Raw genomic sequence first — 18,815 nt, forward strand, 5'->3', positions numbered from 1 at the left:
CACGGGCCCGGCAACGCCATCGGTACGGCCCCGGCAGGCGGATGCCCTGCCTGCCGGGGCCGTACGTATGAGGAAGGGGTGGCGGTACGCCTTCCGTACGTCTCCCTGGCGCCGTGTCACATCGCGGGCATCATCCGCACCTCGTCGGACAGCTGTGTCGACCATTGCCCTTTCTCCGTGCCCAGCGCCACCTCCGCGAGCCGCAGCAGCTGCACGTCCGAGGTACCGGCGGGCGCGAACATATGAAGGGCGTCGCGCAGGTACCGTTCCATGGGCCGGTCGGTGAAGAGCCCCGACGCCGCATGGATCTCCATGCCGTTGCGGGCGGAGTCGATCGTCGACTCGACGTTGACCAGCTTGGCGTTCATCAGCTCCGCGTCGCATGCCATCCCGTGATCGAGCAGATGCACGGCGTGGTACGCGGCGAGTCTGGCCGTCATCAGACGCGACTGCATCGAACCCAGCTTCATCTTCACCGACGGCAGTTCGTGCAGGGGCCGGCCGTAGCGGTGGCGCTGGGCACAGAACCGGGTGGTCTCCTCGAGGATCGCACGGTGGATTCCGAGAGATACGGCGGTGAGGTTGGCCCGTCCGTAGAGCACGCTGGACGAGTACGCCACGGACAGTCCGTCGCCCTCGTCGCCGAGGCGATGGGAGGCGGGAACCCGGCAGTTGTCGAAGTGCAGCTCTCCGAAGCTGAAGCCGTGCAGCCCCATCGTCGGTTTCTGTTCGCCGATCGTGAGCCCTGGGCGGTCCGACTCGACGAGAAGCGCCGTGAGCCCCTGCGAGCCGGGTCCGGTCCTGGCCACCACGCCATGCAGATCGCCCACATGACTGTTTCCGACGAACACTTTTCGGCCATTGAGGATGTAGTCGTCGCCGTCCCGTACCGCGGTGGCGCTCATGCCCAGAACATGGCCGCCGGACTCGGTCTCGGTCACGGCTATGGTCGGCAGGCACTCACCCGCGGCGATCGCGGGGAGCCAGGTCTTCTTCTGCTCGTCGCTCCCGAAATGGACAATTTTTGCCACTCCCAGCTGCGACGCCTGCAGCATCGCGCCCATGGCACCGCTGACCCGGGACAGCTCCTCGATGATGATGGTCTTGGCGAGGTGTCCCAGGCCCATCCCGCCGTAGTCGTTGCTGATGGTGGCACCGAGCCAGCCCTGCCGTGCGATCAGCAGGGACAGCTCCCGGTGGACCGCGCGGGCCGCCTCCATCGTGGAGATTCGTGGCCGTACCTCCCTCTCGGCGAACTCCCTCACATCAGCTCGCAGCTGATGATGCATGCGACTGGCGAAGTATCCGTCCACGCGAGCCCTCCTCCGCGAAACGCCTGCTCGTGCGGTTGTTCGAGCAGGTGGTGCATCGGCAGTGGTCCCGTCCCGAACAGGCCGACCACATCAGCGTGTTGACCCTTTCGGAGCGGCACAAGGTCATCGTCAACTTTGGCCGGAATCAAGGACGTTGACGTTTGATTGAACAGGTGTTCCCTGTGGTAAGGCCCTGTCCGGTCCTGCGGTACGGCATTCCCCACGCACGGCTTTCTGCCACATGCCAACGGCAAAGGTTTCGTGGGTATATGGCACTCAGGGACAAATGACCGCCTCGGACGAGCACGACTGTGCCATCGGGGAGCATGCGCAGGACCGGTTCAGCGGCCAAGTGAACCGAAATGAGCGTTCCCCGCGCGGTGGGCGGCCCGTCGCGGGCGCATGGTGGCGGCACTGAGCGCTGGGGCGCGCAACGCAGCGCACGGACTCCGGTTCCTGCCTCTGTCGCGAGCCGTACACGTCATCGCCGAACGGTGACCCTGCGTACCACCATCAATGTCAGTGGTGCGTCGTACGGTTTTTCCATGGCCACTGCCGACGACGTACGCAGAATCGCGCTCGCGTTGCCCGGGGCGATGGAGAAGCTCGCCTGGGGTATGCCCACCTTCCGTGTGGACAAAGGCGGGCGGATCTTCGCCTCGCTGGACGACGACGACAAGGTGATGGGGGTGAAGTGCCCCAAGGAGGACCGGGAGGAGCTGATCGCTTGCGAACCGGAGAAGTTCTTCCTGCGCGTGGGTCATGACGAGAACTACGCATGGCTGCGGGTGCGGTTGGCCGCGCTCGACGACGAGGACGAGCTGTACGCGATCCTGCTCGACTCCTGGCGCCAGGCGGCGCCGCGCAAACTGCTCGACGCGCACCCGGAGTTGGCCGCCTCTGCGGACTGAACCCGGCGAGGCTGCCGCCCCGGCCGGGGCGGCAGCGGGCGGCGACGATCCGCTCGCGCAGTCCCTGCGGATCCCGTCCGTGTGCGGCGAGGTGCTCATCGATCCGGCCTTGCTGGGCTGCTCGCGCCTTGCCGCGCCCAGCTGCGTCGGCGCGGCAGGGCCTGCGCCTCGTCCGTGGGCGACCGGGGGCGTATGGGTGTCCGTCGGCGGGCCAGGCGTCCGCGGCCCCGGCGCTGATCAGCCTCCGACCGTGCCCTGCCCGGGGCGCGGCGCTGGGCGGTGTCGGAGCCGTCGCTGCTGATCCCGCGAGCATCAGGACGAGGCGCGGGTTCTCGTCCAGCAGGCAGGGGCGGCGGAGATGGACCGGTCGCGCACCGCGTCCATGGTCAGCACCCGCACCCGCACCACCGCCGGGGGCCGGTCGGCCCCAGGGCGGGCCGCTGCCGATCCCGGCCCCGGCATGCGGTCACGGGGGACATGGGATACGGGTTCGTGACCACCGGTCGAAGTGCGGTATTGTTCTGATGCGCGTTCGGCCGGGGGAAACCCCAGGTCAGACGGGCATCGGGACGTGGCGCAGCTTGGTAGCGCACTTGACTGGGGGTCAAGGGGTCGCAGGTTCAAATCCTGTCGTCCCGACTTTTCGAAGTCGCAGGTGAGAGGCCGTGTCGGAACTGTCCGACACGGCCTCTCGATCTTTCGGGGCGGGGCGTTTTGCCAGTCCGCCCGGTCCGGGCCGACGTGGCGTACGGCATCGGGCTCGCCAACCGGCTCGTCCCAGTGGGCGACGCCCGCCGGGCGGAGCACCTCGCCCGCGAGATCGCCGCGTTCCCGCAGCTGTGCCCGCGCCACGACCGGCTGTCCGCGCGCGAGCAGCACGGACTCGTCGAGCCGCAATCCCCGGCCCCCGAGTACCGGCACGGCATGGTCCCGCTGACCGCGGGGGAGACCCGGTCGGGCGCCGACCGGTTCGCGGGCGGCGCGGGCCGCCACGGGTCCTTCACGGACCGACGGGGTCCGCGCCCGGGGCCCGGTGGCCGGGACGGTAGCCCGAATGCCCTGTCCCGGTGCCGGGTTCGCGCCCCGGCAGCGACCCTGGGGAGATGGAGCACGGCGCCTTCCGGATCCAGGTCCGCAGAATCTACGACGCCCCCGAGCCGGACGACGGCACTCGGGTGCTCGTCGACCGGCTCTGGCCACGCGGTCTGAGCAAGGCGGACGCCCGTATCGACGAGTGGCCCAAGGCTCTTACGCCGTCGACGGAACTGCGCCGCTGGTACCACGGCAAGGAGGGTACCTACGAGGAGTTCTGCCGGCGCTACGAGAACGAACTGGCCGAGCCCGCCGCCGCACAGGCGCTCGACGGGCTGCGTACGCTCGCGGCCGCCGGTCCGCTGACCCTCCTGACAGCGGCCAAGGAGCCGGACCGCAGCCATACGTCGGTGCTCGTGCGCCGACTGGCGCGGGGCCGCCCCTGACCCCTGGTGCCTCGTGCCCTTCCCGGCTGCCAGGGGACTCGTGCACGATGGCCGGACGAGCAGGCGTGCCGCCTGTGAACCTGACGTTCTTCCCCGAGCCCCGGAGGCGCCGCGTGGCGAGCAGAGATCACGACCGGCTCGACGAGTTACAGCGCGATCCCTATCCGCTCTACACCCGTGCGCGTCGCGCCGAAGGTCTGACGTTCGTGCCCGAACTCGACGCCTGGCTCGTCGCCCGCGACGCCGACGTACGCGAAGTGCTGCGCCGCGCCGACGACTTCTCCTCCGTACGCGCGCTGCTCCCGGACGTCATGCCGTCGCCAGCCGCCCTGCAGGTGCTGGCCAAGGGGTACGGAAAGCGGCCCACCGTCGTCTCCACCGACGGGGCGGCGCACAGGCGGCACCGGGCACCGCTCAACCGCGGGCTGTCCGCGGGGCGCATCGCCGCCCTGCTGCCGTACGCCACCGAACGTGCCGAGGCGCTCGTCGACACGTTCGCCGCGGACGGCCGTGCCGAGCTGATGCGGGCGTACGCGCGCAGGCTGCCGGGACAGGTGATCGGCCGGCTGATCGGCCTCGAGGAGGACGACGTACCGGACGCGGTGTACGGCGGCTACCGCGCCGAGCAGTTGCTGTTCCGCCCCCTGGAAGCGGATGAGCAGGCCGAGGCCGCCGAGGACGTCGTCGCACTGCAGACCATGCTCGACCGGTACATCCGCGACCGGCGCGAGAGCCCCCGTGACGATCTGCTGTCCGGGATGGTCGCCGCACTCGCGCCCGGCAGTGGCGAGCTCAGTCTCGACCAGCGCCACGAACTGGTCTCCAGCTTCCAGAACTTCCTGATCGCCGGGCATCTGACCACCACCGCACTCATCGGTACGACGCTGCTGCATCTGCTGCGTGACCGGCGGCAGTGGGAGATGATCTGCGACGATCCGGCGCTGATCCCCGCCGCGGTGGAGGAGGCCGCCCGCTACGACAGTGCCGTCCAGGGGTTCCGGCGCACCACGACCCGGGCCGTCACCCTCGCCGGCACCGAACTGCCGGCCGGCGCTACCGTGTTCGTGGCGTACGGTTCCGCGAACCGCGACGAGCGCAGCCATGAGCGACCCGATGTATTCGACATCACCCGTCCGGTGTCCCGTCGGCATGTGGCCTTCGGACACGGTGCGCACGGCTGCCCCGGCTCGCAGCTCGCCCGCGAACAGATGGCACTGACCGTCGGACTGCTCGCCCGCAGGCTGCCCGGCCTGAGGCTCGACGAGGACCGGCCGCCGGTCGTGATGCGCCCGACGCTGATCCACCGCTCGCCCGATGAGCTTCACGTCCGTTGGTGAACGCCGACGCCGCCACCAGCGGCCGCGCCCGGGCGCGGGGCCGGGAGACGGACAGGAGTGGTCCGATGTCCAGCCCTCCGGGTGGTACGCGGGCCTCCGTGTTCGGCATATCCTCCGGCCATGCGCGTCGCACTCTTCGTCACCTGCGTCAATGACGCGGTGTTCCCGGCCACGGGCATCGCGACCGTGAGACTCCTGGAACGGCTGGGGGTCGACGTGGACTTCCCGGCCGCTCAGACATGCTGCGGACAGCCGCAGCTCAACACCGGCTACAGGCGCCAGGCCGAGCCGCTGGTCCGGCGCACGGCGCAGACCTTCGAGGGGTACGAGTACGTCGTGACCCCGTCGGGGTCGTGCGCGGCCATGGTCCGGCAGCACTACCCGCGGCTCGGCGGCGCACCCGGAGCCGACCTGGCGGCACGCACCTACGAACTGACGGAGTTCCTCGTCGATGTGCTCGGCCTGACCGACGTCGGCGCTTACTTCCCGTACACCGTCACCTACCACCCCTCCTGCCACGGCCTGCGGCTGCTCGGACTCGGCGACCGGCCGCGCCGGCTGCTGGAAGCCGTCGAAGGGCTGGAGCTGCGCGAGCTGCCCGGCGCGCAGGAGTGCTGCGGTTTCGGCGGCACCTTCGCCGTCAAGAACGCCGATGTATCCACTGCCATGGGGCAGGACAAGGTGCGCAGCGCGGTGTCCACCGGCGCCACCGTGCTGTGCGGCGCGGACAGCTCCTGTCTCCTGCACATCGACGGCCTTCTGCGCCGCCAGGACGAGCCGCTGCGCACCCTGCACATCGCGGAGATCCTCAGCAGCACGCAGCAGCAGCCCTACGCGGCACAGGAGGTGCGGGTATGAGCGGCACCTACCTGGGGATGCCCTCCTTCCCCACGGCGGCCAGGGACGCGTTGCGCAACCCGACATTGCGCGCCAATCTGCGGTACGCCACCCACACCATCCGGGACAAGCGGGCGGCCGCGGTCGCGGAACTGCCGGACTGGGCCGAGCTGCGTGAGGCCGGCAAACAGATCAAGGACCACACGCTGCGTCATCTCGACCGACATCTGCTCCGGCTGGAGGCGCGGGTCACGGAGGCGGGCGGCACCGTGCACTGGGCAGCCGACGCCGCCGAGGCCAACCGGATCGTCGCGGACCTGGTCAAGGCCACCGGCGAGCGCGAGGTCGTCAAGGTCAAGTCGATGGCCACCCAGGAGATCGGTCTCAACGAGGCGCTGGAGGCCGAAGGGATCGCGGCCTACGAGACCGATCTCGCCGAGCTGATCGTGCAGTTGGGCGACGACCGCCCCTCGCACATCCTGGTCCCCGCCATCCACCGCAATCGCGGCGAGATCCGCGACATCTTCATCCGGAGGATGGCGAGTTGGGGGCGCCCCGCGCCCGAGGGACTCTCCGACAGCCCGGCCGAGCTCGCCGAGGCGGCCCGGCTGCACCTGCGGGAGAAGTTCCTGCGCGCCAAGGTCGGCGTCTCCGGTGCCAACTTCATGGTCGCCGAGACCGGCACCATGGTCGTCCTCGAGTCGGAGGGCAACGGCCGCATGTGCCTGACCCTGCCCGAGACGCTCATCTCCGTCGTCGGCATCGAAAAGGTGGTGCCCACCTGGCGGGACCTGGAGGTGTTCCTGCAGACCCTGCCGCGCTCCTCGACCGCCGAGCGCATGAATCCGTACACCTCCATGTGGACCGGGACCCGCGACGGCGACGGCCCCCGCGCCTTCCATCTGGTGCTGCTCGACAACGGCCGGACGCGGACACTGGCCGATGACACCGGCCGCCAGGCCCTGCGCTGTATCCGCTGCTCGGCCTGTCTGAACGTGTGCCCGGTGTACGAGCGGGCCGGCGGTCATGCCTACGGCTCCGTGTACCCCGGCCCGATCGGCGCGATCCTCAGTCCCCAACTGCGCGGCACACACAGTGAGATCGACGCCTCACTGCCGTACGCCTCGTCCCTGTGCGGAGCCTGCTACGAGGTGTGCCCGGTCGCCATCGACATCCCCGAGGTCCTGGTCCACCTCCGGGAGAAGGTTGTGGACCAGGGCGGCAGGGGCCACCGCCTGGAGAAGGTGGTGATGAAGGCGGCCGGCTGGGTGCTGAACCACCCCGGCGCGCTCGCCGCCGCCGAGCGGGCCGCGACCGGAACCCGGCGGCTCCATCCGAAGAGGCTGCCCGGCGCGGGTGCCTGGACCGCGTCCCGCGAACTGCCGGAGCTGCCTGCCGCTTCCTTTCGTGACTGGTGGAAGAAGAACCGCACATGAGCCACCGCGCCCCCTCCACGAACTCCCGCGACCGCATCCTCGGTCGCATCCGCGCCGCCGTCGCCGACGCCCCCGAGGCGCCGGAGGCGGCCCGCGACTACCTGGAGCGCCACACATCCGACGACCCGGCCGCGATGCTCGACCTGCTGCACGACAACCTCGCCGACTACCGCGCGCTCGTGCACCGCGCCGCCGAGCGTGAACTTCCCTCCCTGATCGCGGAGTTGCTCACCGAGCACTGTGCAGGCTCGGTGGCCGTGCCGGACGGACTCCCGCCCGCCTGGCTCGCCGCCACCGACGCCGAACAGTGCGCCGACGAAGGCCCGCTGTCCCCCTACGAACTCGATGCGACGGACGCCGTCGTGACCGGTTGCGCGCTCGCGATCGCCGAGACCGGCACGATCGTCCTGGACGCGGGCCCCGGCCAGGGCCGCCGGGCCCTCACCCTCGTCCCCGACCTGCACATCTGCGTCGTGCGCGCCGCCGACCAGATCGTCGCGTCCGTCCCGCAGGCCATGTCGAGACTGGACCCGACCCGCCCGCTGACCTGGATCTCGGGCCCCTCGGCGACCAGCGACATCGAACTCGACCGCGTGGAGGGCGTGCACGGTCCCCGCACGCTGGAGGTGATCCTGCTGACGGATTAGGGCGCAGGCGGGAGGTCTCCCCGGCCTGCGGTCAGCCGAGGCGACTCCGTGGCCGCGTCCACCGGGCCCGCGAGCCGGGCCGCCAGAGCCCGGGCCCACGTCGTCAGGCCGACGACATCGATCGCGTACGGATCGGGGAAACCCGAGATCCGTTCCGCACCACGCAGCAGCAGACGGGCGCCGCCCGTCGTGTTGCCGCGGGCCGCATGGGTGAGGCCGACCGCGAGCTGGGCCAGGCCCCGCCACAGCTCGCGCTCCTCGTCCGGACCGGACTTCCATGCGTCCTCGAGGACCTCGTGCGCATGGAACGGCATGCCCGCATCGAGCAGGCGCTGCGCCTCGGCCAGCGTCTGGGCCGGGGTGCGCAGTACTCCCTCGGGCTGGCGCGCGACGCCCGGTGCGCCGTAGGGCAGAGGGCGGCCCAGCCCGTCGCGGGGGCGGGCGCTGCGTGCGCGGCCTTCAAAGTCGCGGTCCCGGGGTGCCTTGGTCACGCCCCGATTGTCCCCCGGACCGTCGCACGGACCGGACCGGGGGCCGTCAGAGGTCTGCAGGCGCCGCGGGCAGGGTGGGGGGCGGGCTCGTCCGGATCACGCATCGTGTGTGGACGAGGGAAAGGTTGGGATGTCAAACCTACCTCGTCGTGATGCGGGAGGGAGTGAGTTGGATGTGGCAACCTGGTGCTCATGAAGGCACGCACCATGCCGGACGGCTCTGTCCCCGCACTGGCCCTGGACTCGCGCGGCAGACCGTGCTCGATCGCGCTGTCGCTCCAGGCAGTGGGGGAGAAGTGGGCTCTGCTCGCCGTCCGCGAGATCGGCTTCGGCAACAACCGCTTCGGGGAGATCGCCCGCAACACGGGTGCGCCCCGCGACGTCCTGACCGCGCGCCTGCGCCATCTGGAGTCGGTCGGTGTCGTCATCCGGCGGCAGTACCTCGAGCACCCGCCGCGCTACGAGTACCACCTCACCGAGGCGGGCCGGGACCTGCTGATCGTGCTGACGACGCTGCGGGCCTGGGGCGACCGATGGCTCGTCGACGAAGCTCCCGCGGTGTTCAGCCACTCCTGCGGTGCGGAACTGGACGTGGTGCACAGCTGCCGCCACTGCGGTGGCGAGGTCGTTCCCGATGATCTGCGTCTGCGGGTGCGCAGTCCCGGATGGGACAGAAGGGGACCCGTCGAGCCGCAGGACGGCCCTCGGGCGCCGGACCGCGGCCCGGGCGCCTCTTGAGGATCTTGCCGGGTTCGGCCTGAACCACAGGACACGCTCCCGGCCTTGTGGTCCGTGCGTGCGCCTCCATGGCTGCCCGTCAGGTCAGGTGTGGGCAGATCGGGTTCGCCGCCCGGTGCGGCAGCCCGCCATGAGCGGGTCACGCCCACCCCGTCCGCCCGCCCCGCAGAGTGAGGTATGGTTCTCTTGCGCGTTCGGCCGGGGGAAACCCCAGGTCAGGCGGGCATCGGGACGTGGCGCAGCTTGGTAGCGCACTTGACTGGGGGTCAAGGGGTCGCAGGTTCAAATCCTGTCGTCCCGACTTTTCGAAGTCGCAGATCAGAGACCGTGTCGGAGCAGTCCGACGCGGTCTCCTGGTGTTTCTGGTGTGGTGTTCACGGCGCGCCAACGCCGTCCTGGTGCCCGGCATATGCCCGTCGACACCACCCCCGGCGGCTCCGTTCGCCCAGGCCAGCGCGCCTCGGATAGGGTGATTCGAGATGAAATACACCCGAAAGCGGGAATGGTCGGCAGGCCGAGCGCCCCCATCCCGGGGTTAGGTCGTTGCGGTGGACACACGCGAGTCGACGAGTGACGTGCCGGATCAGCCCCTGACGGCGATCGGGTATGCGGGTGTGCTCCGCGAACTGCTGCCGATAGCGCTGTGGCGGACCGATGTGGCAGGGCGCATCGTGGAGTGGTCGCTGGCCGCCCAGGATCTGCTCGGCTACGTGCCGCAGCAGGTGCTGGGCCGGGACTCCCTCACGGTCCTGGTCCCCGAGTCCAACTGGGAGCTGGCCGGGCAGCTCACCCGGAAGGTGTCGGCGGGTGAGGCCGTAGTGGGGACGCTCCCGGTGCGGCACCACGACGGGCACTTCATCGCGATGGAGATGTGGATCGTCCCCGCCGCCGACTCGACGGGAGAGACGGGCACGCTGGCCATCGCCGTGGAGACCTCCGCGGTGCGCACCATGCGGGATTCGCTCGCGGCCCTGGAGGGCCTGTTCACCCAGTCACCCATCGGTCTCGCCATTCTCGGTCCCGATCTGCGCTTTCTGCGGGTCAACGACGCGCTGGCACGGATGAACGGCGTGACCGCTGCCGAGCATCTCGGCAAACGGCCGGCCGAGGTCGCGCCCGGGGTCAACGCCGCGGCGCTGGAGACGGTGATGCAGCAGGTCATGGACAGCGGTGAGGCGGTGGTCGACGTCCGCCGCACCGGCCGTACCCCCGCCGATCCCGATCACGACCGGATCTGGTCCTGTTCCTACGCTCCACTCCTCGACAGCACAGGCCGGAGACTGGGAGTGATCGCTTCCCTGATCGACATCACCGCCGGGCAACAGGCGCAGGTCGAGGCCGACCGCGCGCGCCACCGCTTCGCACTGCTGGCCGCGGCCGGCGCACGGATAGGCACCACGCTGGACCTGCGGCAGACCGCGGAGGAAGTGGTGCAGGTGCTGGTGCCCCAGCTGGCCGACTCGGCCGACGTCCAGCTGCTGGAGGAGATGCTCGACCCCGACGAGAGCGCCGCGTCCAGCCATGGGGTGGTGCGGCGCATGGCGCTCTCCTTCCCGGATGCGTCCGCCGTCGCCGAGCTGGCGGTGGGCCAGACCTTCCAGGTCCCGCTCGGCTCGGTGTACGAGCAGGTCATCGCCGACGGGCGTCCCATGAACCTCTACCGGTCCGACGTCCCGGCGCTGATCACCGCTCCGGAGGCGGAGCGGCTGCGGACGTACCTCAGCGGTCTCGGTTCCGCGCGGCTGGTCCCGCTGGTCGCCCGCGGCAAGGTGCTGGGCGCCGTGGTGGTGACACGGCTCCGCAGCCGCGAGCGGTTCGACGAGCAGGACTGCGTCCTCATCGACGAAGTGGTCGCCCGGGCCGCGCTGAACATCGACAACGCGCGCATGTACACCAGCCAGCGGGCGGCCGCTCTCACGCTCCAGCGCAGCCTCACGAGCACCGTGCTGCCAGAAGTGACCGGTCTGGAACTGGCCGGACGCTATCTCCCCGCCAGCGACCACGAGGTCGGCGGCGACTGGTTCGATGTCTTCGCTCTGCCCGACGGCAGGACCGGGCTGGTCATCGGGGACGTCATGGGCCACGGCATCCATGCGGCGGCGGTCATGGGACAGCTGCGCACGGCGGTGCGGACACTGGCCCGGCACGGCATCCCTCCGGCCGGGATGCTCCACTCGCTGGACGCCGCCGTGGCCGACCTGGGTGAGAACGAGATGGCGACCTGCGTCTACGCGGTCCACGATCCCGCCGCCGGCGGTGCTCTGATCGCCAGGGCCGGCCACCCACCCCCGGCCGTGGCCGACGCCGGGGGGAGGATCGCGTTTCTCGACGGCCCCCCGGGTACGCCCCTGGGGGCCGGCGGACAGGACTTCCAGACCGAATCGGTGCCGCTGCCCCCGGGCAGTGTGCTGGTGCTGTACACCGACGGCCTCATCGAGGCCCGCGACAGGGACGTCGACCACGGAATGCAGCAGCTCGCCGGGGCGCTCCTGCACCTCGACCACTCGCTGGACGAGATCTGCGACGGCGTCCTCGCCAGGCTGCTGCCCTCCACGGCCCAGGACGATGTCGCGGTACTCCTGGCCAGGGCGCTGCCGCCCGGGGCCCCTGCCAGGAGCCGTACCGGCCCGCGCGGTCGCGCACGCAAGGCGCAGGGGTGAGGGTGGTAGCGATGGACACACCCGTGACGACGTTCAGCGAGGGGCCGGAAGACCCGTTCGCGGTGCGGCGCGCGGCTTCGGCGGTTCTGGACGACCGCGGGACAGTCGTGGGCTGGAGCGAGCGGGCCGAAGCGCTGCTCGGCTACCCGCCCGACGAGGCACTCGGACAGAAGGCTACGGCTCTCCTGGTCGACCCCCCGGACCGGGACGTGGTCATGGACGCGGTGGCGGCCTGCGTACGGGAGCAGGGATGGTTCGGGGTCGTGCCCGTCCGGCATCGCAGCGGCCGTCGGGTGGAGGTGGGCTGCCGGGTCCGGGTGCTCACGAAGGGCGACAGCCGCCAGGAGTGGTTCATCGTCGCTGCGCCCGCCGAGGAGGTCGTTCAGTGGGAGACGGACCGGTCGGTCCTGGACGGACTGTTCCGCCGCTCCCCGATCGGTCTGTCCGTCTTCGCGCCGGACCTGAGCATCCTGCGGGTGAACCGGGCGATCGCGCGGTTCAGTCAGATACCGGCCGAGCAGCACCGCGGGCTCCGTACGAGCGACTTCCTGATCCAGCGGGACTCCGACACGGTGGAGAGGCAGTTGCGGGAGGTGCTCGAAACGGGCCAGTCCTCGATCTTCACCGAGCAGTCCTGCGTTCTGCGGCATGATCCCGACGTCGAGCTGTTCGTGTCGGTGTCGGCGTTCCGGATGGAGGACTCCAGCGGACGGATCCTCGGGGTGGGGCAGACGGTCGAGGACGTGACCGAACGCCACGAGGCCCGCCGTCGGCTCGCTCTGCTCAACGAGGCCAGTGCCCGCATCGGGACCACGCTGGACGTGGGCAGGACGGCGCGTGAGCTGGCAGAGGTGGCGGTCCCGGAGCTCGCCGACTGTGTCTCCGTGGACCTGCTGGAGCCGGTGACCCGCGGGGAAGAGCCCTTGCAGGACATGCTCTCGACCGTGCGCCGGGCGGCGGTGCGCAGCATCCTGCCCGACACGGCAGAGGTCATGTACCCGGTGGGCCACACGATCAACATCCCACCCGAGAGTACGCACGCGCGGTGTCTGGCCGAGCGGCGTCCGGCCATTGCCCGGCAACTGGGGGGCGGCACCGGGTGGCTCTCCCGGGATCCGGAGCGGGCCGAGCGCGCCCGGGCGCTGGGCATCCACGGCCTGATGGTGGTGCCGCTGATCGCGCGGGGGCTCGTACTCGGCATGATCAGTCTGTGGCGCTCCCGACGGACCGATGCGTTCGAGGAGGACGACCTCAAACTCGCCGAGGAGTTCGCCTCCCGTGCCGCCCTGTGCATCGACAACGCACGGCGCTACACCCAGCAGCACGACGCGGCGCTCACCTTGCAGCACAGCCTGCTCCCGCACGATGTGCCCAGCCACCCCGCGGTCGAGGTCGCCTACCGCTATCTGCCGGCCGACGCGGAGACCGGCGTCGGCGGTGACTGGTTCGATGTCATCCCCCTGTCCGGGGTCCGCGTCGCCCTCGTCGTCGGCGACGTGGTCGGCCACGGCATCCACGCGGCGGCCACCATGGGGCGGCTGCGGACGGCCGTGCACACCCTGGCCAATCTCGATCTCACCCCGGACGAGGTCCTCTCCCACCTCGACGACCTGGTGGACCGACTGGCGGCCGAACAGGAGCCGACGGAGGAGAGCTTCCCCGAAGTCCTCGGCGCGACCTGTCTGTACGCGGTCTACGACCCGGCCGCGCGGCACTGCGCCCTCGCCCGCGCCGGTCACCCGCCGCCGGTGCTGGTGACCTCGGACGGACAGGCGCGACTGCTCGACGTGCCGGCCGGTCCGCCGCTGGGCCTGGGCGGGCTGCCGTTCGAGGCCGCCGAGATGACCCTGGACGAAGGCAGCCTCCTGGCGCTCTACACCGACGGCCTCATCCAGGGCAGGAAGCGGGACGTGGATGAGTCCGTGGCGGATCTGTGCGCAGCGCTGACCTCGCCGGCCCAGTCGTTGGAGGAGATCTGTACCGCGGTCGAGGGTGCGTTGCTGCACAACCGGCCGGGCGACGGTGTCGCAGACGACGTGGCACTGCTCGTGGCCCGTACCCGCGTCCTGGCGAAGGAGAAGGTGGCCACGTGGGAGCTGCCCGTGGAAGCCACCGCCGCCGCTCAGGCCAGGGCGCTCACGACGGCCCAGCTGACCGAGTGGGGGCTCGAGGACATGATCTTCACCACCGAGCTGATCGTCAGCGAGCTGGTCACCAACGCCTACCGGTACGGTGACGGGCCGATCGGTCTGCGGCTCATCCGCAACGACCATCTCATCTGCGAGGTGTCCGACACCGGCAGCACGTCGCCCCACCTGCGCCGGGCCCGTACCACCGACGAGGGCGGCCGCGGACTGTTCCTGGTGGCCCAGCTCACCGAGCGGTGGGGGACTCGGTACACGCGCGACGGCAAGACCATCTGGACCGAGCAGCATCTGCCGTCCGCGTCACCACTGCTGCCGCCGTCGGCATGACCCCGGACTCAGGCCGAGCGCTCCTTGGCCGCCTTCAGCTTCTGCCACACCGCGCTGAGCGCTTCCAGATCCTCCTGGTCGAGGAGATCGGTGAAGACAGGGGCCAGGCATTCCCGGCGTGTGGTGTCGGCCTCCGCGAACAGCCGGTGACCCTCCTCGGTGAGCGCGACCTCGACGGATCGCGCGTCCCGCGCGGACGGGGTGCGGGTGACCAGCCCACGGCTTTGGAGGGCGTCGACGACGCGGGACACCTGGCTGCGGCTGAGCATCGTGCTGTTGCCGAGTACGGATGCGGGGACCGGCTCCGGGCTGGAGGCGAGCCACAGCATGACCTCGAACCAGGAGACCGGCAGGTCGTGGGCCTTGCTCAGGGCACGGTCGACGCGTTCGGTGAGGACGGTCCCGGCCCAGACCAGCCCGTAGAAGGCGTGGTCGGCGACCGGCATCTCCGCCTGGGTGAGCTTCCTCTTCGTCATGATCCGAGCTTAGCGGTTGCGTGCGCACGCACATAATGGCTATGGTGTGTGTACACGCACTTAATGGCGGTTCCTGCGAAAGAAAGGCCAGCACCATGTCTTCCAAGGTTGTTCTGATCACCGGCACCTCCTCCGGTATCGGCCTCGCCGCCGCCGTCGCCGCGGCACAGGCCGGCTGGCTCACCGTGGCCACCTTGCGCGACACCGGCCGCGCCGACGCGCTGCGCAAGGCCGCCGCCGAGGCCGGCGTCGAGCTCGACATACGGCAGCTCGATGTCACCGACGAAGCCTCCGTCGCCGCGGCGATCGACGGCGTGATCGCCGACCACGGCCGCCTCGACGCCGTGATCAACAACGCGGGCGCCGGGCACCTCGGCACACTGGAGAACGAGAGCGTGGCCGAGGTACGCAAGGTCATGGAGGTCAACTTCTTCGGCGTACTCCATGTCTCCAAGGCGGCCCTGCCCCACCTGCGCGCCTCCGGCGGCCGTCTGATCACCGTCACCAGCGTCGGCGGCGTCATCGGGCAGCCCTTCAACGAGGCCTACTGCGCCGCGAAGTTCGCCGTCGAGGGCTACATGGAGAGCCTGGCGCCGGTCGCGGCGAAGCTCGGCGTGAGTGTCTCCGTCGTCGAACCCGGCGCTGTCGCCACCGAGTTCGTCAACAACCTCGGTCTCGACCTCGAGAGCGAGGTCGCCGCTGCGGGTCCGTACGCCGAGCCGCTCCAGGTCTATGTGGACCGCACGATCTCACAGTTCCTCAACGGCGCGCAGACCCCGGACGAGGCCGCCGAGTCCGTGCTGCATGCGCTCACCGCGGCCCGCCCGGCGTTCCGTATCCAGACGTCGCAGTGGGCCCGTGACTTCGTCGGCACCAAGCTCGCCGACCTGGACGGCTCGGCGGTGCTCGGCCTCACCGGCACCTGGGTCGGCTGAGGCCGTCACGCGGGTGACGGGCCGGTGTCCGGCGCGGGCGCCGCCGCCGGGCGGACCGGCCAGGCGCTCAGGGCCGTGGCCAGCTGGGCGCGTGAACGGACGTCCAGTTTCTGATAGATGCGGGTGAGGCGCGCCTCCACCGTCTTCACGCTCAGATACAGCTTGGCCGCTGCCTCCTGGTTGCTCGCCCCCCGGCCCACCAGCTGCGCCAGGCGCAGTTCCGCGTCCGTGAGCGAGGACAGGGCGCCGCCGCGGGCGGCCCCCGCGCTCGGGGCTGGTTCCGTGGCCCCCGGGAGCGTCTCGGTGGCCAGTGCCAGCCAGGGCGTCGCCCCCGCCCGTTCGAAGACCGCGGCCGCGGACTGCAGCGCGCCCGCCGCCGCGGAACGTCTGCGGCGGCGGCGCTCCACGCGAGCGAGCGCGATCAGAGCGCGACCGCTCTCCAGTGGCAGCCCCGCCGCGGCGAAACGCTCGACGACCGACGTCAGTACTTCCGCCGCCTCGTCGGGTTTGCCGTTCGCCGCCAGATACAGGGCGTAGGCCCGGTCGCAGCCGAGCAGCACCGTGGTCCGGCCGAGGCGTTCCGCGACCGGGCGCACGCCGGCAAGCAGATCCGCGGCCTCCTCCAGGGCGTCGTTCGCCAGCAGCGCCTCGGCCAGCTCCTCGTGCCAGCGCAGCATCGAGGGGTCGACGGTGGACTGGGCACGTTCGCTCGCCTGGACCCGCCTCAGGGTCTCCAGCGCGTTGGACACGTCCCCGGTGACGAGCTGGACGCGTCCGAGCGCGTACAGGCTGCGGGAGAGGAAGACATGGTCGCCCTCCTCGTCGGAGGCCTGCGCACTGCGCCTGGCGTAGCTCGCGGCCCGTGCGAAGCTGCCGCCCGCGGTCTCCGCCAGGGCCAGCGCGTACCAGGCGGGGCCGGGCGACAGGCCGGCCTCGAGGGTGAGAGCGAGCGACCGACCGGCGTGGGGGATCGCCGACGCGCACTGGCCCTGCCGTGCCTCGACCTCCGCGAGCGTACGGAACAGTTCGATCGCGTCCTCGACCGGGCCGCGGCGTTCGACCAGCGGCAGCAGCGCGTTCAGCTGGTCGCGGGCGTCGGTGAGCCGGTCGTCGAACAGGGCATGGCGGATCGTCAGGATCCGGGCCGCGTTGCGGATGCCGAGCGGACGCTCGGCCAGCTCGAGGGCGCGGGCCCTGGCGAGCACCCGCTCCGCGTCCGGTGAGCCCAGCACACGGTCCATGCGCGCCCGCACGGTCAGTGCCCTGGCCTCCGTCATCCGATCGCCCACCGAGCCGGCGAGCACCGCCGATTCGACCGCGGCGCCCCGCGACCGTACGGGGTCGCCGTCGGCGAGGACGTACTTCACCGCCAGCCGGAGCTGGACGGCCGCCCGCAGCGCCGTATCGCCCTCGGAGTCCTCCATCGCGTGCACATATGTCTCGTCGAGACCGCCGAGGCCCTGCCCGGCCGTGTCGAGCACGGCGAGGCGGGCCCGCACCCGGTCGCGCGGCGCGGCGTCGCGGGCCAGCAGATCGGTGGCCGCCCGCACGGCCAGATCGGCCCGGGCGGCGCGCGCGGCCTCCTCGGCGGCGTCGACGAGCCGGGCGAGCCGCTGCACTCCGTGCTCGACGGGCGTGGACTCGGCGGCGAGCAGGGCGAGTTCGGCGGCCAGCGCGCTGTCGCCGCGCCGCCGCGCGGTGTCGGCGGCCGCCGCGACCAGCGCGGCCAGTGCCTCGTCCGGGATGTCCGTGGCCAATGCCCGGTGCCGTACCGCGGCGACGGGGTCGTCCACCACCTGCGCGAGCGCCGCGTGCCCGGAGCTGCGCTGCGTCCAGCAGGCGTCGTGCACCAGCGTCGAGGGCAGCACACCGGCGGTGAAGGCGACCGTCCCGTCCTCCTTGAGGGAGATCAGATTCGCCCGCTCCGCCGCCGCCAGGTCCGCCTCCGCGGTCGGCCGCCCGGCCCGGCGGATCAGGGAGGCTGTCGGCCGCAGCGCGAGGGCCGCCAGCAGCAGGGTGTCGCGTACGGAGGGGGAGGCGACCCCGAGCAGCTGCCGGGCCAGATCGCGGGCGCGGCCGGACAGCGACAGCGCCTCGGCGTGGTGCACCGGTGTACGTGCGTCGGCAAGGGAGCGGCCGACCGCGAGCGCGACGCGTGGATTGCCGCCACTGGCCTTGTGGATGCGGCCGGCCATCCGGGAGGGCAGCCGGTGGTGGAAGAGGAGTTCCGCGATCTCGTCCGCCTGCAGCGGCGGTACGAACAGGATGTCGGCCTCGGACGGCACCCACAGCGGCTCCTGGCCGCCCCCGGGTGCGTTCGTGCCCGGTGTTTCGGGTGCGTACGCCGCCGGCGTCTCGAGGGCGATGACCCGCAGCGAGGCCGGCGCGAGATGCAGCGCGAAGCGCAGCAGGTCCGCGCTGTCGGCGTCGATGCAGTGCACGCCGTCGACGACCAGGAGGACGGGACCGCGCACGGCGAGGGTCCGCAGTATCCGGGCGAGGGCCAGCCGCAGGGCGATGGGGTCCCAGCCGCCCTCGGGTACGGGCGCCTCGCGGCACAGCATGGCGACGGCCGAGCGCTGCGGCCCTGGCAGCTCCTCGAGGATGTCGTACGAGCGGGTCCCGTCGGAGCCGCCCTGTGCCCCCGTCGGCGGCCACGACACGGTTGCGGAGACCGAGGCGACGAGGGCTGCCGCGGCCGCACCGGACATGTCGCGGTCGGAGGGGAGTGTGGCGAGCCACAGCACGGTCTCCCCACGAGCCTCGGCACCCGCGGCGACGGCCAGTGCGATCTCTGTCTTGCCCACCCCGGCCGGGCCGGTGAGCAGGGCGCGTCCACGGGCCTGCAGGACCCGTTCGAGGCGCGCGATGAGCTCTGCTCGTCCGACGGGCGCGGGGCGGTGCGCCGCTGACGTCACGAGCCCACCACCACCTTCCGGCGTGCGCGGGCCCCCTGCCCGTTCGAGCAGAGAATACGAATGCTGTCGCCGTAGTCCAGGGGTTGCGTCCGGCATTCGGACAGTCAGTGCCGCGACGCCGACGGGGCGCGCCCCCGGCAAATGCCGTGAACACGCCCCTGACC

14 protein-coding genes and 2 tRNA genes are annotated in these 18,815 nt (G+C 71.3%); 12 read left to right on the forward strand and 4 right to left on the reverse strand.

What is annotated here, in order from left to right; all coding sequences use genetic code 11:
* Positions 1 to 116 precede the first annotated feature (116 nt).
* On the reverse strand, positions 117 to 1,313 hold the full coding sequence (locus ACFYWI_RS16970) for an acyl-CoA dehydrogenase family protein (RefSeq protein ID WP_389232123.1): 1,197 nt from the start codon (positions 1,311 to 1,313) through the stop codon (positions 117 to 119).
* A 545-nt stretch (positions 1,314 to 1,858) separates the two neighbouring features.
* On the opposite strand from ACFYWI_RS16970, the gene ACFYWI_RS16975 reads away from it, so the two are divergent.
* The 7 genes from ACFYWI_RS16975 to ACFYWI_RS17005 all read left to right on the forward strand — a co-directional run bounded on the left by ACFYWI_RS16975 (position 1,859) and on the right by ACFYWI_RS17005 (position 7,959).
* Positions 1,859 to 2,224: an MmcQ/YjbR family DNA-binding protein gene (locus ACFYWI_RS16975; protein ID WP_389232126.1), complete on the forward strand. Its 366-nt coding sequence runs from the start codon at positions 1,859 to 1,861 to the stop codon at positions 2,222 to 2,224.
* Between the two features lie 565 nt (positions 2,225 to 2,789).
* Positions 2,790 to 2,863: transfer RNA gene (locus tag ACFYWI_RS16980), tRNA-Pro, on the forward strand.
* Positions 2,864 to 3,327: 464 nt separating this feature from the next.
* Positions 3,328 to 3,702, forward strand: a complete 375-nt coding sequence (locus ACFYWI_RS16985; RefSeq protein WP_389232129.1) for a DUF488 domain-containing protein — start codon at positions 3,328 to 3,330, stop codon at positions 3,700 to 3,702.
* Positions 3,703 to 3,815: 113 nt separating this feature from the next.
* Positions 3,816 to 5,039, forward strand: coding sequence for a cytochrome P450 (locus ACFYWI_RS16990; protein WP_389232132.1), 1,224 nt, complete (start codon positions 3,816 to 3,818; stop codon positions 5,037 to 5,039).
* Between the two features lie 120 nt (positions 5,040 to 5,159).
* On the forward strand, positions 5,160 to 5,897 hold the full coding sequence (locus tag ACFYWI_RS16995) for a (Fe-S)-binding protein (RefSeq protein WP_389232135.1): 738 nt from the start codon (positions 5,160 to 5,162) through the stop codon (positions 5,895 to 5,897).
* Complete coding sequence (locus ACFYWI_RS17000; protein WP_389232138.1) at positions 5,894 to 7,312, forward strand: LutB/LldF family L-lactate oxidation iron-sulfur protein; 1,419 nt, start codon at positions 5,894 to 5,896, stop codon at positions 7,310 to 7,312. Before ACFYWI_RS16995 ends, ACFYWI_RS17000 begins: the two co-directional genes overlap by 4 nt.
* Positions 7,309 to 7,959: a lactate utilization protein C gene (locus tag ACFYWI_RS17005; protein WP_389232141.1), complete on the forward strand. Its 651-nt coding sequence runs from the start codon at positions 7,309 to 7,311 to the stop codon at positions 7,957 to 7,959. The genes ACFYWI_RS17000 and ACFYWI_RS17005 overlap by 4 nt, the downstream gene beginning before the upstream one ends.
* Here the strand turns inward: ACFYWI_RS17005 and ACFYWI_RS17010 are convergent.
* Positions 7,956 to 8,450 (reverse strand): DUF309 domain-containing protein, encoded by a 495-nt coding sequence (locus ACFYWI_RS17010; RefSeq protein WP_389232144.1) that lies wholly within the window; start codon positions 8,448 to 8,450, stop codon positions 7,956 to 7,958. The two genes, ACFYWI_RS17005 and ACFYWI_RS17010, sit on opposite strands and share 4 nt — an antisense overlap.
* Positions 8,451 to 8,642: 192 nt before the next feature.
* On the opposite strand from ACFYWI_RS17010, the gene ACFYWI_RS17015 reads away from it, so the two are divergent.
* From ACFYWI_RS17015 to ACFYWI_RS17030, 4 genes are all read left to right on the forward strand, one after another.
* Positions 8,643 to 9,188: a winged helix-turn-helix transcriptional regulator gene (locus ACFYWI_RS17015; protein ID WP_389232147.1), complete on the forward strand. Its 546-nt coding sequence runs from the start codon at positions 8,643 to 8,645 to the stop codon at positions 9,186 to 9,188.
* A gap of 227 nt (positions 9,189 to 9,415) precedes the next feature.
* Positions 9,416 to 9,489, forward strand: a tRNA-Pro gene (locus ACFYWI_RS17020).
* Positions 9,490 to 9,736: 247 nt separating this feature from the next.
* Positions 9,737 to 11,848 (forward strand): SpoIIE family protein phosphatase, encoded by a 2,112-nt coding sequence (locus ACFYWI_RS17025; RefSeq protein WP_389232150.1) that lies wholly within the window; start codon positions 9,737 to 9,739, stop codon positions 11,846 to 11,848.
* A gap of 11 nt (positions 11,849 to 11,859) precedes the next feature.
* Positions 11,860 to 14,322 (forward strand): SpoIIE family protein phosphatase, encoded by a 2,463-nt coding sequence (locus ACFYWI_RS17030; protein ID WP_389232153.1) that lies wholly within the window; start codon positions 11,860 to 11,862, stop codon positions 14,320 to 14,322.
* An 8-nt stretch (positions 14,323 to 14,330) separates the two neighbouring features.
* Here ACFYWI_RS17030 and ACFYWI_RS17035 read toward each other — a convergent pair whose 3' ends face one another.
* Positions 14,331 to 14,798 (reverse strand): MarR family winged helix-turn-helix transcriptional regulator, encoded by a 468-nt coding sequence (locus ACFYWI_RS17035; protein ID WP_389232156.1) that lies wholly within the window; start codon positions 14,796 to 14,798, stop codon positions 14,331 to 14,333.
* Between the two features lie 95 nt (positions 14,799 to 14,893).
* On the opposite strand from ACFYWI_RS17035, the gene ACFYWI_RS17040 reads away from it, so the two are divergent.
* Positions 14,894 to 15,733 (forward strand): SDR family oxidoreductase, encoded by an 840-nt coding sequence (locus tag ACFYWI_RS17040; RefSeq protein ID WP_389232159.1) that lies wholly within the window; start codon positions 14,894 to 14,896, stop codon positions 15,731 to 15,733.
* 5 nt (positions 15,734 to 15,738) lie between these two features.
* On the opposite strand, the gene ACFYWI_RS17045 is transcribed toward ACFYWI_RS17040, so the two are convergent.
* On the reverse strand, positions 15,739 to 18,651 hold the full coding sequence (locus ACFYWI_RS17045; RefSeq protein ID WP_389232163.1) for an AAA family ATPase: 2,913 nt from the start codon (positions 18,649 to 18,651) through the stop codon (positions 15,739 to 15,741).
* Positions 18,652 to 18,815: the final 164 nt, after the last annotated feature.

It is taken from the genome of Streptomyces sp. NPDC002889 (assembly GCF_042888425.1).
GTDB lineage: Bacteria > Actinomycetota > Actinomycetes > Streptomycetales > Streptomycetaceae > Streptomyces.